7 protein-coding genes are annotated in these 15,114 nt (G+C 40.4%); all 7 read left to right on the forward strand.

What is annotated here, in order from left to right; genetic code table 11:
• Window positions 1-10 precede the first annotated feature (10 nt).
• The 7 genes from CTY48_RS19345 (at window position 11) to CTY48_RS19375 (ending at window position 15,057) form a co-directional block, all read left to right on the forward strand.
• The gene (locus tag CTY48_RS19345; protein WP_099470062.1) at window positions 11-1,030 is read left to right on the forward strand and encodes an alcohol dehydrogenase catalytic domain-containing protein; all 1,020 of its coding nucleotides are present in this window, start codon (window positions 11-13) and stop codon (window positions 1,028-1,030) included.
• A 93-nt stretch (window positions 1,031-1,123) separates the two neighbouring features.
• Window positions 1,124-1,804, forward strand: coding sequence for a GntR family transcriptional regulator (locus CTY48_RS19350; RefSeq protein WP_099470063.1), 681 nt, complete (start codon window positions 1,124-1,126; stop codon window positions 1,802-1,804).
• A gap of 162 nt (window positions 1,805-1,966) precedes the next feature.
• Entirely contained in the window at window positions 1,967-2,410 is a 444-nt protein-coding gene (locus CTY48_RS19355; protein ID WP_099470064.1) for a MarR family winged helix-turn-helix transcriptional regulator, read from the forward strand.
• Window positions 2,411-2,423: 13 nt separating this feature from the next.
• Window positions 2,424-4,151, forward strand: a complete 1,728-nt coding sequence (locus CTY48_RS19360) for an ABC transporter ATP-binding protein (RefSeq protein WP_099470065.1) — start codon at window positions 2,424-2,426, stop codon at window positions 4,149-4,151.
• Entirely contained in the window at window positions 4,151-6,049 is a 1,899-nt protein-coding gene (locus CTY48_RS19365; RefSeq protein ID WP_099470066.1) for an ABC transporter ATP-binding protein, read from the forward strand. Before CTY48_RS19360 ends, CTY48_RS19365 begins: the two co-directional genes overlap by 1 nt.
• A gap of 90 nt (window positions 6,050-6,139) precedes the next feature.
• Entirely contained in the window at window positions 6,140-6,613 is a 474-nt protein-coding gene (locus CTY48_RS19370; protein ID WP_099470234.1) for a methylglyoxal synthase, read from the forward strand.
• Window positions 6,614-6,969: 356 nt separating this feature from the next.
• Complete coding sequence (locus CTY48_RS19375; protein ID WP_099470067.1) at window positions 6,970-15,057, forward strand: rhamnogalacturonan lyase family protein; 8,088 nt, start codon at window positions 6,970-6,972, stop codon at window positions 15,055-15,057.
• Window positions 15,058-15,114 lie beyond the last annotated feature (57 nt).

Consider the following 15,114-nt stretch of genomic DNA (forward strand, 5'->3'; position numbering starts at 1 on the left):
GAAAATGACTATGAGAGGAATACAAATTGTAGAGCCATATGAGATTAAAATGGTTACTCTGCAAAAACCAATAATTACACAAGAAAACAATGTATTGATAAAAATGAAGGCTGCCGGTATATGCGGCTCTGATGTAGGAATTTATCATGGAACAAATGCGGCAGCAGTATATCCTAGAGTAATAGGGCATGAGATGGTAGGTGTCGTAGAAGAAATCGGCGACGATGTAAGCAAGGTAAAGGTAGGGGACAGAGTCATCGTGGATCAGGTTGTAAAGTGCGGTGAATGTTATGCGTGCAGGCACGGAAGAGGAAACGTGTGCCAAAATCTCAAGGTAAGAGGAGTACATATTGACGGAGGATATCAAGAGTATATTGCTGTTCCGGAACAGGACTGTTATCTTATTCCGGAGGGATTATCGAATGAGGATGCGATTATGATTGAACCGACGACAATTGCGATACAAAGCTGCGCCAGAGCAAATCTTGTGAAAGAGGATAATTTGTTGCTGCTGGGCTGTGGTGCATTGGGGAGCAGTATTTTAAAAATTGCACGTTTGTCCGGTGCTACTATTATAGTAGCAGATGTGGTGGAGGAAAAACTTCAGGAGGCGCTGGAAAACGGAGCACACTACGCAATCAACCTGAAAAAAGAGAATTTGGAGCAAAAGGTTCAGGAATATACGGGCGGTTATGGACCTACGGTATCAATTGATGCGGTTTGTAACAAGGATTCTTTGGCAAACCTTCTAAATGTCACAGGAAATGCAGGAAGAGTAATTACAATGGGCTTTTCCGTGTCGCCTACAGAAGTTACACAGTATTCGATTACCTCAAAGGAATTGGATGTGAGAGGTTCCCGACTGCAGAACGAAAAGTTTCAGGAAGCCGTAGATTTGATTCAGAAAGGCTGCCTTGACTTAAATGGAAGCGTATCCCATGTTTTCCCATTCATGGATGTCCAGAAGGCATTTGATTTTATTGAGAGTAGAAATCCGTCCATTCGAAAAGTAGTTTTGACCTTTGAATAAAAATAATAAAATGTAAGATGTTGACAGAAATATGTCCATTCGCTATTATATTAACATAGAGAAGTTTAGAAAAAAGAAAAAAGGATATACGGGATGAAAGTACGTCGAAAACATGCAGGTGAAGCGGCAAGAGAATATGCACTATCTGTTATAAAAGAGAATATTATATCGTTTGATTTGGCTCCGGGCTCTTCTATTAATATTAACGAATTGGCAGCACAGCTTGGGATAAGCAGAACACCGATACGAGAAGCAATATTGGAGCTGAGCAATGAGAAAATAATAGAAGTATATCCGCAGATCGGAAGCATGGTATCTTATGTAGATTTTGAGATTGCCAATGATGCCAGATTTGTGCGGCTTGCGATTGAGCGTGCCGTAATTGAGGAGGCATGTGAAAGAGCAACGCAGCAGGATATTGAAGAGTTACAGCTAATGCTGAAAATGCAGGAGTTGTATTTGGAAAATGGCTCTGCAGCACAAGTTTTGGAACAGGACAATGATTTCCATAGGAAGTTGTTTGAAATCGGAGGCAAGGAAGCAGCATTTTTTGTCAAAGATTATCTGTCTATCCATTTTGACAGGATACGAAGTTTGCGTCTAAACGCAATCCGTGACAGTAAGACTGTGAATGAACATCGAGCGATTGTTGAGGCAGTGAAAAATAAGGACAAGGAAATGGCAAGAAGTGCGATTGATAAGCATTTGAGCGGCTATTCCTTGGAAGAGCAAACACAGATGAGGGAGAAATACCCTCAATACTTTAAAAAGTAAAAAAACAGATGCACTCTGAATTTCGGAGGCGTCTGTTTTTTTATATCACAGGAAATTCTTGTAATATAAAAAATAAATAACTTGTTGACAACTCAACTATATTGTATTAAAATAGTTAGAAGTTAAACTGTTAGAAATCAAACTAATAAGAAAGGGGAAATTATGCACGATAAATGTGAACAGAAACGTATAAGTAAAGTAATAATCGATTTATCCTACCAACTCAAAAGAGACCTTGACGCAGCAGCGGCAAAGCATGGTCTTACAAGAATGCAGGCGGTCGTTATAAAACATCTGGAGGAGGAGACCCAAAAAGGGGATGTCTTTCAAAAGGATATAGAAAAGGAATTTCGCATCAGGAAGTCCTCGGTTACAAGCGTTTTACAGCTGCTGGAAAAGAACGGATATATTGTGCGCGAGAGCGGAAAAGAAGATGCTAGACTGAAAAAAATTGTTTTAACGGATAAGGCGAAGACTGCAAATGCCATGATTGGCAATACACTTGAGAGAAGAGAAGAGAAACTGAATCAGATATTATCAGAAGAAGAGAAAAAATACTTTTTTCAGGTGGCTGAAAAAATAGCAGAGACATTGGAAGGAAATTAGAACGGAGGAATCTATGATTAAAAAACTATACAGCTATATCGGTGAATTTAAGAAGGATACTTTTCTGACACCGGTATTCATTATGTTTGAAGTAATATTTGAAATTATTATCCCGACGCTGATGGCGCTCATTATTGACAAGGGACTTGAAAACGGGGATATCAATTATGTGATAAGAATCGGAGTTGTGATGGTTGTAATATCACTGTTATCTCTGGCGAGCGGAGCGTTGGCGGGAAAATTTGCAGCGACTGCATCGGCGGGCTTTGCAAGAAATTTAAGAAGGAGCATGTATGAAAATATTCAGGAATTTTCCTTCTCAAATATTGATAAATATTCAACGGCAGGATTGATTACAAGACTGACAACCGACGTCACAAATGTACAGAATGCATTTCAGATGATTGTCAGAACTTGTGTGAGAGCACCGTTTATGCTTATCAGTGCGATGGCTATGTCCTTTATTATCAATGCAAGGCTTGCGGTTATCTTTTTGATTGCGACAATTTTCCTTGGAACTGCCCTGTACTTCATTATGACAGGTGTGCACCCGTATTTCGTTCAGGTGTTTAAAAAGTATGATGACTTAAATGCCAGCGTGCAGGAGAACTTAACCGGTATTCGCGTGGTAAAGGCATATGTAAGGGAAGAGCATGAGGTTATAAAATTTGAAAAGGCATCTAGGGTTCTGTATGAATTATTTATAAAGGCAGAAAAAATTATTATATTAAACAGCCCGCTTATGCAGTTTACAATGTACACCTGTATCATGCTCCTGTCATGGTTTGGCGCAAAGCTGATAGTAGGTGGCTCCTTGGGAACCGGGCAGCTCATGAGCTTTTTTACCTATGCGACAAGTATTTTGATGAGCCTTATGATGATATCCATGATTTTTGTCATGGTAATCATGGCAAGATCCTCCTCAGAGCGTATCGTTGAGGTGCTTGAGGAAAAAAGTGATTTGGTAAATATAGAAAAGCCAAACTTCAAGGTGAAGGATGGCTCAATTGAGATGAAAGACGTAGCATTTAGCTACAGCAATGATTTAGATAAGCTTGTGTTAAGCGATATCAATCTGTCCATTAAATCTGGTGAGACAATCGGAATTATCGGCGGTACGGGTAGTGCGAAATCCTCCCTTGTACAGCTTATACCAAGGCTCTACGATGTTATACAGGGAAGTGTGAAGGTTGGCGGTGTTGACGTGCGGGAATATGACATTGAGACACTTCGCAATGAAGTATCAATGGTATTGCAGAAGAATGTATTGTTTTCAGGCACGATTAAAGAGAACTTAAGATGGGGCAAGCAGGATGCGACAGAGGAAGAGATTATCAGAGTCTGCCGGCTTGCACAGGCAAGTGAATTTATTGAGAAACTGCCGGATGGGTATGAGACTTATATCGAGCAGGGAGGAACCAATGTTTCCGGCGGACAAAAACAGAGGCTTTGCATTGCGAGAGCATTGCTGAAAAAGCCCAAAATCCTTATTTTAGACGATTCTACCAGTGCGGTGGATACAAAGACAGATTCCTTGATTCGAAAGGCATTTATTGAGGAGATACCGGAGACGACGAAGATTATCATTGCGCAGAGAATTTCCTCCATACAAGATGCGGACCGGATTATTATTTTAAATGACGGCAGAATTGATGGTTTCGGAACGCACGAAGAGCTTTTGGCAGAAAATCAGATATACAGAGAAGTGTATGAATCACAGGTGAAGGGGGCGAATGCATAATGGCAGAAAATAATAAAAATCAAGCGCCTTCAAAGAGAAGTGCAAATGCGGGAAAGACATTAAAAAGACTTCTTGCTTATATTTTTAAAGGGTATAAGCTTCCGTTTATCGTTGTAGCGGTTTGTATTTTAATCAGCTCATTGGCGAGTGTAATCGGAACATTGCTGTTGAAAAATTTAATTGACGATTATATTGTGCCGATGCTTGGAACGGACAGCCCAAATTTCGGACCCCTTTTAAAAATAATCGGTGTGATGGGTATTGTTTACTGTGTTGGAGTTATATCCACCTATGCCTACAGCAGAATTATGGTTCAGATTTCACAGGGTACACTGCGAAGGATAAGAGATGATTTGTTTTCCCATATGGAGACACTTCCGATTCCTTTCTTTGATCGGAATGCACACGGAGATTTGATGAGCTTGTATACAAATGATACAGATACGCTCAGACAGATGATCAGCCAGAGCTTACCGCAGCTATTAAGCTCGATTGTCACGGTTGTCAGTGTATTTATCTCCATGCTTATCTTAAACGTTCCTCTTGCGATTGTATCTGCACTCGTGGTTGTTATCATGCTTCAGGTTACAAAGAATGTGGGAGGAAAGAGCGGAAAGTATTTCGGCGCCCAGCAGAAGGATTTGGGTATGGTGAATGGCTATATCGAGGAGATGATGGAGGGGCAGAAGGTTGTAAAAGTATTTTGCCATGAAGAGGAAGCGCAGAGACAATTTAATAAGTTGAATGATAAGCTCTTTGACAGTGCGAACAATGCAAATATATTTGCAAATATCCTGATGCCGATTATGGGAAATCTGGGCTACTTAAACTATGTTCTCGTAGCAGTGATAGGCTCTCTTTTGGCAATACAGGGAATTGGAGGTTTCACGTTGGGAGGACTTGCTTCTTTCCTGCAATTGACAAGAAGCTTTAATATGCCGATTACGCAGATGTCGCAGCAGTTTAACTCCGTTATCATGGCGCTTGCAGGCGCAGAGCGAATTTTCAGGGTAATGGATGAGGCTTCAGAGGAGGACGACGGCTATGTGAAGATTGTCAATGTCACGGAAGACAGTGAGGGAAATATCGTTGAAGTAGAGAAGCGGACCGGAATGTGGGCATGGAAGCATCCTCATGAGGATGGCAATGTGACGTACACGAAGCTTTTGGGTGATGTTGTGTTTGAAAATGTGGATTTTGGCTATGTGCCGGAAAAGACAGTATTGCACGATATTACACTCTACGCAAAACCGGGACAGAAGGTTGCCTTTGTAGGCTCCACAGGTGCAGGCAAAACGACGATTACAAATCTGATTAACCGATTTTATCCGATTATTGACGGAAAAATCCGTTATGACGGTATTAACATCAATAAGATTCACAAGCCGGATTTGAGACAATCACTGGGTATTGTTTTGCAGGATACGCATCTGTTTACCGGAACGGTTGCAGATAATATACGCTACGGAAAGCTGGATGCTACGAATGAAGAAGTGGTAGCAGCGGCAAAGCTTGCCAATGCGGACGGTTTTATACGCCATCTTCCGGAGGGATATGACACCATGCTCAGAGGAGACGGAGGAAGTCTTTCTCAAGGGCAGAGACAGCTTCTGGCAATCGCCAGGGCGGCAATTGCAGACCCACCGGTGCTTATATTGGATGAGGCAACCTCAAGTATTGATACGAGAACAGAAGCGATTGTACAGCAAGGGATGGATCGTCTCATGGAGGGCAGAACCGTATTTGTCATCGCACACAGACTTTCGACAGTCAAGAATTCGGATGTTATCATGGTGCTCGAACAGGGTGAAATTATTGAGAGAGGAAGCCATGACGACTTGATTTCACAGAGAGGAAAATATTATCAGCTTTACACGGGAGCGTTTGAGCTGTCTTAATGCTACGGCGATTTTATCAAAAATATATAGGATTTTGGGCGAAAATGATATATAATGGGTGTAGTAATGATATACAGAAAGGATGAAATTATGATAAACGAAGAATATATAACACTGGCGCTGAACAAAAGTAAAAGCATTGCCTTAATCGCACATGATAATAAGAAGAGCGAGCTGATTGACTGGTGTATCGCCAACTATGAAGTGCTCAAAAACCATACACTTTGTGGAACAGGAACAACGGCAAGAATGATAACGGACAAAGCTGGCTTGCCGGTAAGAGGTTATAACAGCGGACCGCTTGGAGGAGACCAGCAGATTGGTGCCAAAATTGTTGAGGGAAAAATTGATTTGATTATTTTCTTTTCCGATCCGTTGACGGCACAACCCCATGATCCGGACGTGAAGGCGCTTCTTCGAATTGCACAAGTATATGATATACCGATTGCAAACAACAAGGCGACAGCCGACTTTATCATCACCTCCCCTTATATCAATGAGGTATATGAGCACCAGGTTATTAATTTCAGCAAAAATATAAAAGATAGGGCAAACACCCTGTAAATAGAATTTAAAAGTCACCTGCTATTCAAATGGACGAATGGCAGGTGATTTTTTTGTGATTTAACCGTCAAAATTACGAAAAACGCAACTTAAATTTGATTTTCATGGTTAAAAATGATTATTATAGGGTCCGAAAACAATAAAAACCAAGAAAAAATGATAAGGTTTTTAGAGAAAATAAAAATAAAAAAATAATGAAAAAAATGAAAACAATGTAAAAATGTGGTATAACCAACAAAAAAATAGAGGGACAAAAATGATAAGCACAATCAAAATTGATTATTGAGAATAAAAATAAAAGATAGTATGCTCCGAATGTAGTAAAAAAATACAATCGGAGAGGAGAGGTATTCTTTATGATACCCAAAATGAAAAAGATTCATCGTTATTTAAAGAATATGCTGGTGATGGTGCTGGTAGTTGCGCTGGTGGGAAGCAATCTGCTAACATCATCCATGACGGCATATGCCAAGGAAGTGACAACAGAAAACACTGAAACAAATGAGGCAGAAGAAGCAAGCGCCCAGGATGAAACGGCTGCGGAAGATACGACTACTGATACAAGTAGTACAGAAACAACAGCTACCGAAGGAACAGCTTCAGAAGCTACAGATGAATCCGTAACGGAAACAACCACAACGGAGCCAGTGGCAGATACGGATGAGACAAGTAGTACAGAAACAAATACTACAGAAACAGCAGAAAATGAAAGCGAGACTACAGATTCTGCAGATGAGGCTGAAAAGAGTTTGACGGTAGATGCCCAAAAGTCAGGCGAAAAGGTATTGGCAGCACAAAAAACCTATAATTTGGGAAATGGAAAAGACATCTCAAAAGAGACTCTTTTTGATGATGCAGTTGGATATGGTTTTAGTGATGCAGCTTATCCGAATGAAGCACAAGGATGGATATCCGGTGTCTACTATCCAAGAGAGGCATCCGTTACAACGGGAGCAGCTTCTTATGTAGAAAATGGTGATGGTTATGCAGCTATTTCCAGTAAGGTGTGGACAGAAACAGAAAGCACCGGTTATGGTATTTATACCTACGAAAATACTTCTACTTTGGATTTTAATTTGGATTCAGCTAACTACGATGTAACAGTAACTTTGGTTAATCCAACGAGCAGTGAAATTTCAGCTTATGTAGAGGCAGAAGATATCACAAAGGAAAGTGCCATTACAGTAGCAGCAGGAGAAACAAAAAATGTTGAGTTTACTGCATGCTTAGTAGACGGCGTGCTTAATCTGAAATTTTTAGGAACAAGCTCTGCGACTACAGAGGCAACAGCATCAACAAAGACAGTATATGTTAAAAGTGTAAGCTTTGAAAAAGTGGAAAATGAAGCAGGAAGCAAGCCTACTATTTTTATTGCTTCCGATTCAACCGTTCAGACTTATGAAGCTTCTTACTATCCACAAAGCGGATGGGGCCAGGAATTATACAAGTTCTTTGGTGAGCTTGTAGATGAGCGTGAATGTGATGATTGCGATTACAGTCAGAGCCAAACTTATGAAACTGAAAATGTTATAATTGAAAATAGAGCAATCGGAGGAAGAAGTTCTAAATCCTTCATAGAAGAAGGCAAGCTGGACGATTTACTCGAAGATGTAAAACCGGGAGACTACCTGTTAGTTCAATGGGGACACAATGATGCAACTAGTTCAAGACCAAACAGATATGTATCCTCAGCAGATTTTGAAAAATGGATGCAGTATTATGTAGACGGAGCAACACAAAGAGGAGCGACTTGCGTTTTAGTTACTCCGGTTGCAAGATATAGCTATACGACAACAGAAAGCGGAGAGTTAGACAGCTTTGCAAGCAACTTTGAAGCTTACAGACAAGTAATGAAGAAGATTGCAGACGAACAAGACGTTCCGTTAGTTGATTTAACACAGTTATCAATTGATCTTTGTAATAATTTCGGTATCGAAGGTGCAAAATCCCTGTTTCTTATGTTAGCGGCAGGAGAGTATAGCGGTTATTATGCAGGAGGAGTATCTGATTCAACTCATCTTCAACAATATGGTGCATACAAATTTGCACAGTGTGTTGCAAAGGGAATTGAAGATAATGATAAGTTGGCAGAACTTGCATCAACGGTAAAGCTTACATTACCGGAAAATGTGCCAGCTACACCGGCTAATTTAGCAACTACCACAATCGGAGCTTCCAGTATTTCTATGACTTGGGATGCTGCCTCAGACGCAGAGTTGTATTACATATTCCGTCAAGAGCTTACTGAAGGTCAGACTGCGGATGATGTTGACTTTTCATCTGCAACAAAATATTCCGTAAGTTCTAAAAACAGCTACACGGATTCTGCTTGTGCAGGCGGAAAAACTTATGTATATGCAGTTGCAGGCTTTAATGAATTAGGCTTAGGTACTTTATCTGATAAAATTACGGTTACTACAAAGTCATCAGCTTATAAGTTTGACTTTGGATTATCTACCAGTTCAAACGTAATGGAAGGCTGGACCGAAATAACAGAAAAGACCATGTACTCAGCATCAGTTGGATATGGTTTTATTACAGCACCAGGAGCAGCAAGAAATCGTGCAAATAATGGTAATGCAGATTCTTCTGCCTTAGCAGACGATTTTTGTCTTGGAGCATCAGAATTTGCATTAGATCTTCCAAATGGAGATTATGAAGTAACGATATATGCTTGTGATTTACTTCCGGGAACAAGTACCATTAAGGCAAGTTACACGGGAGAAGGAAAATCTATTGGTACCATTTCCACAAAACTAGCATTGGCAAGTATGACAGCAACCGTTCGAGTTGCAGACGGACAATTAAATATCGGTATCGGTGGAACCAATGCGTATATCAACGGTATGGAAGTAACACCGATTTTAGGAACACCGACTCAATTAACCTATAATGAGAATGAATTGGAAATTGGAGATTTTCAGTCCACTTTCTTAATCAGCTTTATGGGAATTGATGAAGCAGCATATTATAATGTATATCAGAAAGCTACTGCTACAGATAAAAAGTTCTCTGTGATAAAGAAAATTCAGGCAGCGGATATAAATAATTTGGATGCTCTTGCCATGACCGCAGTATCAGGAGAAACTTATCAGTATTATGTAACAGCAGTAACTGCAGGAGGAGCTGAAAGTGGTCCAAGTAATACGATAGAAATTAAAATGATTGATCTATCAGTTCCTGTTCCGGTAGCGCCTCAAAATGTAAAATGTGACAATGCACAAAACGGTTCTATTACCCTGTCATGGGATAATGCTGGTGATGCATCATCATATGTTATTTATCGCTCTTCAAAAGCAGAAGGCGAGAAGGGCTTTAAAGAATTTACAAAAGTAGGAACAAGTACAACTGCAAGTTTCACCGATACAGGCAGTGATTTAACAACAAATATCCACTATTACTATAAGGTTCAAGGAAAAAATAAAGGTGGAGTAGGTGAATTATCTGCAGCATGCCAGACACCGATTACCGGAGAATTAGTAGCTTCAGCACCGGAAAAGTTAACAGACAGAGGTATAGTAGCAGTAAACCTTGCAGGAGATGCAGGAGCTGACACTAGTCTATCTGCGACAGATTCAGAGGGAAATGAATATACAAGCGGAGTTTATGTAAGCTGGAGAGCCTTTGAAGCTGATTTTGACGGTGATAATAACGTGACTACAACCTTTACCGTATACAGAAACGATACCCCGATTGCTTCTGACATCAAGGTTACCAACCTTGTAGATGAAGGAGGCAAAGTAGGTGATGTGTACAAGGTAGTGGGAAGCAACGACGGTTCACTTGGATTACAGCCAAAAGAAACAAAGGCTTGGGATAACCAGTATCTTGAATTACAGTTATATAAACCGGCAGATGAAACAATGCCGGATGCAACAACCTGTACCTACACAGCAAATGATATGTCAGTAGGTGATGTAGACGGAGACGGAGATTATGAGTTGTTTGTAAAATGGTATCCGTCAAATGCACAGGATAATTCAGTAGCAGGTTATACAGGAAAGACATTTATCGATGCTTATGATATTGATATGTCAACGGGCGCAGTTAAACTTTTATACAGAATTGACTTTGGAGTTAATATCCGTTCCGGTGCTCACTATACACAATTCCAAGTATGGGACTATGACGGAGACGGCAAGGCGGAATTAGCAGCTAAGACAGCAGATGGTACAACGATTTACCAGAGTACTGATGGAACAGATACAGGCTTAGTAGAAACCGGATATGTGGGAGCATGCAACACCGATGCACTTCCAACAAATACCATCAGCAGTGCAAATGATTATAGAAATTCCTCCGGATATATCTTAAACGGATCGGAATATCTGACCATGTTTGATGATGATGGAACTATTTTAGATACAACAGATTATCTTCCTGCAAGAGGAACTGTTTCAGCTTGGGGAGACTCCCATGGAAACAGAGTAGATCGTTTCTTGTCAGCAACGGCATATTTAGATGGAGAAACTCCGTCAGCAATATTCAGCCGCGGGTATTATACAAGAATGACCGTGACAGCATATAATCTGTTGGATACAGACAACGACAATATAGGCGATAAGCTTGCCACCACTTGGGAATTTGATACAAATAATTTATTAGAAGAATATACACAAGAAGAAATTGAAGCACAGGGCTTTCATAATCTTAGCATTAATGATGTAGATAATGATGGAAAAGACGAAATTATCTATGGTTCTGTAACGATAGATCACGATGGTTCTTTGATGTATACCACAGGACTTGGGCATGGAGATGCAATGCATGTTTCTGACTGGGTTAAATGGAATGATGGATTAGAAATTATGCAAGTGCATGAGCATGACAATGCGGCTTACCATGTAGAAATCCATGATGCAGAAACCGGAGAAATCTTAATGGGTTATTACACAGGTAAAGATACGGGACGTGGAGTAGCAGCAGATATCGACCCGACCTATCCACAAGCCGAATTTTGGTCTATTGCGTCACCAAGTTATGTTTCAAGTGACGAACCTGCTTGGAATTCCAAAACAGGCGGGGTATATTCAAGCTCTTCAACTTTGGAAAAACTTATAACAATTTCAAATTCTTCACCTGCTTCAAATGCTGCAATATTCTGGGATGGAGATTTGCTGTCTGAAATATTTGACCATACATTTGATACAACAGCTTATGTCCCTCTTACAACAACCATATCTGATTGGGATTATGAGACAGGCAAAGAAGTGATAAATTTTGAATCATCTGAGGTATTTACTTCTAACGGAACAAAAGGAAATCCGGGATTAATTGCAGATATTCTGGGTGACTGGAGAGAAGAAATGATACTTCGAAGTGCAGCAGATAACAGCAAGATCAGAGTATATACAACAACGATTCAAACTGATTATGTGGTTCCTTGTCTGTTGGAAAACTTAGCATACCGTGAAGGTGTTGCTTGGCAGAATGTAGGGTACAATCAGGTGCAAAGCTTAAGTTATTTGTTATCAGATAGTGTTATTACTGCTCAGGTTTCTGTAGCAGAAACAACAAAGAATTCCGTAACGATTAACTTTACACCGGCAAATGATGGAACCTACGGACATGAAATACAAGGCTATGAAGTGTATCGTACAGTCACAGGCAGTGAGGATTACTCCTTAGTGGCAACGATCCAAAATAATGACCTTATCGTAAAAGACGGAACCTCCGGCGAAAACACGGTATATGTTTATAAGGATACTACAGCAAAGGGTGGAACCGGCTATGTGTATAAAGTAGCAGCAATCATAGATAACAAAACTTCCTTTATGTCAAGAACATCCAGTGCAAACACATTGGTGGATGTAAAAGAAGTAAAAGCGCTTACTCTGGCTGATATCGTAGAGGATACTGCTTTAGCAGAAGGTCAGACAGTTGCAAGTCTTCTTCCTACGACAGTAACAGTAGTTGATTCCAATGATAACGAAGTACAAGCTGACGTTGCATGGGATGTTTCAGAAGTTGATCTTTCAACACCGGGAACTTATAAGGTGTATGCAACTGTTTCTGGATACGATGAAGTGGTAGAAGTAACTCTTAAGGTTATTGAAAATGCAATAACAGCGTATACGGCAATTAGTGATATTAAAACAGTAATCGGAAATACTGTGACTTTACCGTCTACGGTAGAAGTTACATATTTAAATGGTACGAAAAAGTTAGTTAACGTAGTTAAATGGAATGGAACCTATGATAATAATAAACTGGGAACCTATAAGATGACAGCAGAAGTGGAAGACGAGTCCAATGTTGAAATTTCAGTTAATGTTGTTATCGTAAATGATTATGTAACAGCAGTAACAGGAACTTTTGAACCAATTGAAATTTTAATAAATGATGAGATGACGACGAGTGATTTGCCTTCCACCATTGCAGTGAAATATGCAAGCGGCAATACCGGAACGGAGGAAATTGACTGGAATCTTATAGCGGTGGATACGTCCAAGGCAGGTGTGATTACAATCAAGGGAAGCGTGGATGATGTAGCGGTTTCTCAGATTGCAAGAGTAGTAGCATACCCAGCATTATACAAATTTGATTTTGGTATTGATAAAACAATGGTACAAGATGGCTGGACAGGTGTCACGACCAATATTAAGGGCGGAACAAAAAGTGTAGTAGAATTAGGAATTGAATATACAAAAGAAAAGGGATACGGATTTGTAGAAGCAGCCAGCTTCCAGGGAAGAACGGAAACCTCCTATACCCATCAGGATGACAATTATCCGATGCCGACAAAAGTATACCATGACTTTGCACTTTTAAGCGGTCAAGAATTTAAGGTAGACCTTCCTAACGGAGATTATGTTGTTGAAATCATGTGTAACTCTGAACTAAAGAGCAATGCGCAGGGCTTGATTGAAGGCGTGGCATATAATTTTAGTGCCGCAGCAGGTAAATATGCAGTTCAGTCATTCAATGTAAGTGTTAAAGACAAACAGATGAACATTACATTTACAAACAGTAACTCTCGTATCGGAGCTGTAGTAATCCGTACGGTGAAAACAAAGTTTGACGTAACATTTGATACAGACAGCGGAAGCGCAGTAGCAACTCAGACAGTAGAAAAAGATGGGCTTGTAACTGAGCCGACAGTACCGACCAAGGAAGGCTATACTTTTGAAGGCTGGTACAAGGATGCTGAATTTACAACGGTATGGAATTTTGCAGCAGACAAAGTTACAGCAGATACCGTACTGTATGCAAACTGGATTGAAGCATCTACCACTCCGACAGATCCGGAGAAAGAGAAGTTTACAGTATCATTTCATACAAATGGCGGAAGTGCGGTGGCAGATCAGACAATCGAAAAGGATGGACTTGTGACGAAGCCGGAAATACCGACAAGAGAAGGTTACACATTTGAAGACTGGTACAAGGACTCTGAATTTGTGACGGCATGGGATTTTGGGGCAGATAAGATTACGGCAGATACCGTGTTATATGCAAACTGGACAAAGGACGTAGTAGTAGAAAACTATACTGTAGCGTTTAACTCAAACGGAGGAAGTGCAACTGCTTCCCAGACCATAGAGTCAGGAAAACTTGTAACAGAGCCAAAAGCACCGACAAGAACAGGCTATACATTCGGCGGCTGGTACAAAGAGAACTCATTCCTCACAAAATGGAATTTCAAGAGTGATAAGGTTACAGGAGCCACCATTCTTTATGCAAAATGGAATGCAATTAAAGTATCAAAGATAGCAATCAGCGGAAATGATTCGATTATCGGCATTGGCACAACCAACACACTGACAGCAACGGCAGAGCCGACGAATGCAGCAGTGAAAACTGTGTTGTGGTCATCCTCTGACAGTAAAATTGCAACAGTAAGTACAAGCGGTGTTGTGACAGGAAAGAAAAACGGAACTGTTACAATTACAGCGACAGCAGCAGATGGAAGCGGCGTGGCAGCATCCGTGAAGATAACGGTAGGTTATAAGATTACCTATAAGCTTAATGGCGGTAAAAACAATGCTAAAAATCTATCCGGCTTTGAGGGAAATAAAGCTGTGAAGCTACAGACACCGACCAGAAGCGGCTATACCTTTAAGGGCTGGTACACAGACAGTAAATTTAAGACAAAGATAACACAGATTAAGAAGGGCACGAAGAAGGCAGTTACGGTTTATGCAAAATGGGAAAAGATAACCGTTGACAAAGCAAGCATTAAGAGTGTTACCAACTCCGGAAAGAGCGCAATGAAAGTAACCACAAATGCGGTAAGCAAAGCAAAGGGTTACGAGATTGTTTACTCAACGGACAGCAAGTTTAAGAATAACGTGACGACTGTTTTGGCAAAGAAGAGTGCAACAATTAAGAATCTGACAAAGGGCTCAACCTACTATGTAAAAGTAAGAGCATACAAGGTAGACCCATCCGGAAATAAAGTTTACGGAAAATACAGTTCAGTAAAGAAAGTACAGATTAAGAAGTAAAACCAAAAGAGAAATATAAAGAAGATGTGCCGTTCATTCATAGGAATGAACGGTGCA

The organism is Konateibacter massiliensis (genome assembly GCF_900184995.1).
Classification (GTDB): domain Bacteria; phylum Bacillota; class Clostridia; order Lachnospirales; family Lachnospiraceae; genus Lachnotalea; species Lachnotalea massiliensis.

Excerpts from the sequence above, each read along its gene's own strand:
- CTY48_RS19365 (WP_099470066.1), top strand. The coding sequence starts at position 4,151 with ATGGCAGAAAATAATAAAAATCAAGCGCCTTCAAAGAGAAGTGCAAAT.
- CTY48_RS19355 (WP_099470064.1), top strand. The coding sequence starts at position 1,967 with ATGCACGATAAATGTGAACAGAAACGTATAAGTAAAGTAATAATCGAT.
- CTY48_RS19360 (WP_099470065.1), top strand. The coding sequence starts at position 2,424 with ATGATTAAAAAACTATACAGCTATATCGGTGAATTTAAGAAGGATACT.
- CTY48_RS19350 (WP_099470063.1), top strand. The coding sequence starts at position 1,124 with ATGAAAGTACGTCGAAAACATGCAGGTGAAGCGGCAAGAGAATATGCA.
- CTY48_RS19345 (WP_099470062.1), top strand. The coding sequence starts at position 11 with ATGAGAGGAATACAAATTGTAGAGCCATATGAGATTAAAATGGTTACT.
- CTY48_RS19375 (WP_099470067.1), top strand. The coding sequence starts at position 6,970 with ATGATACCCAAAATGAAAAAGATTCATCGTTATTTAAAGAATATGCTG.
- CTY48_RS19370 (WP_099470234.1), top strand. The coding sequence starts at position 6,140 with ATGATAAACGAAGAATATATAACACTGGCGCTGAACAAAAGTAAAAGC.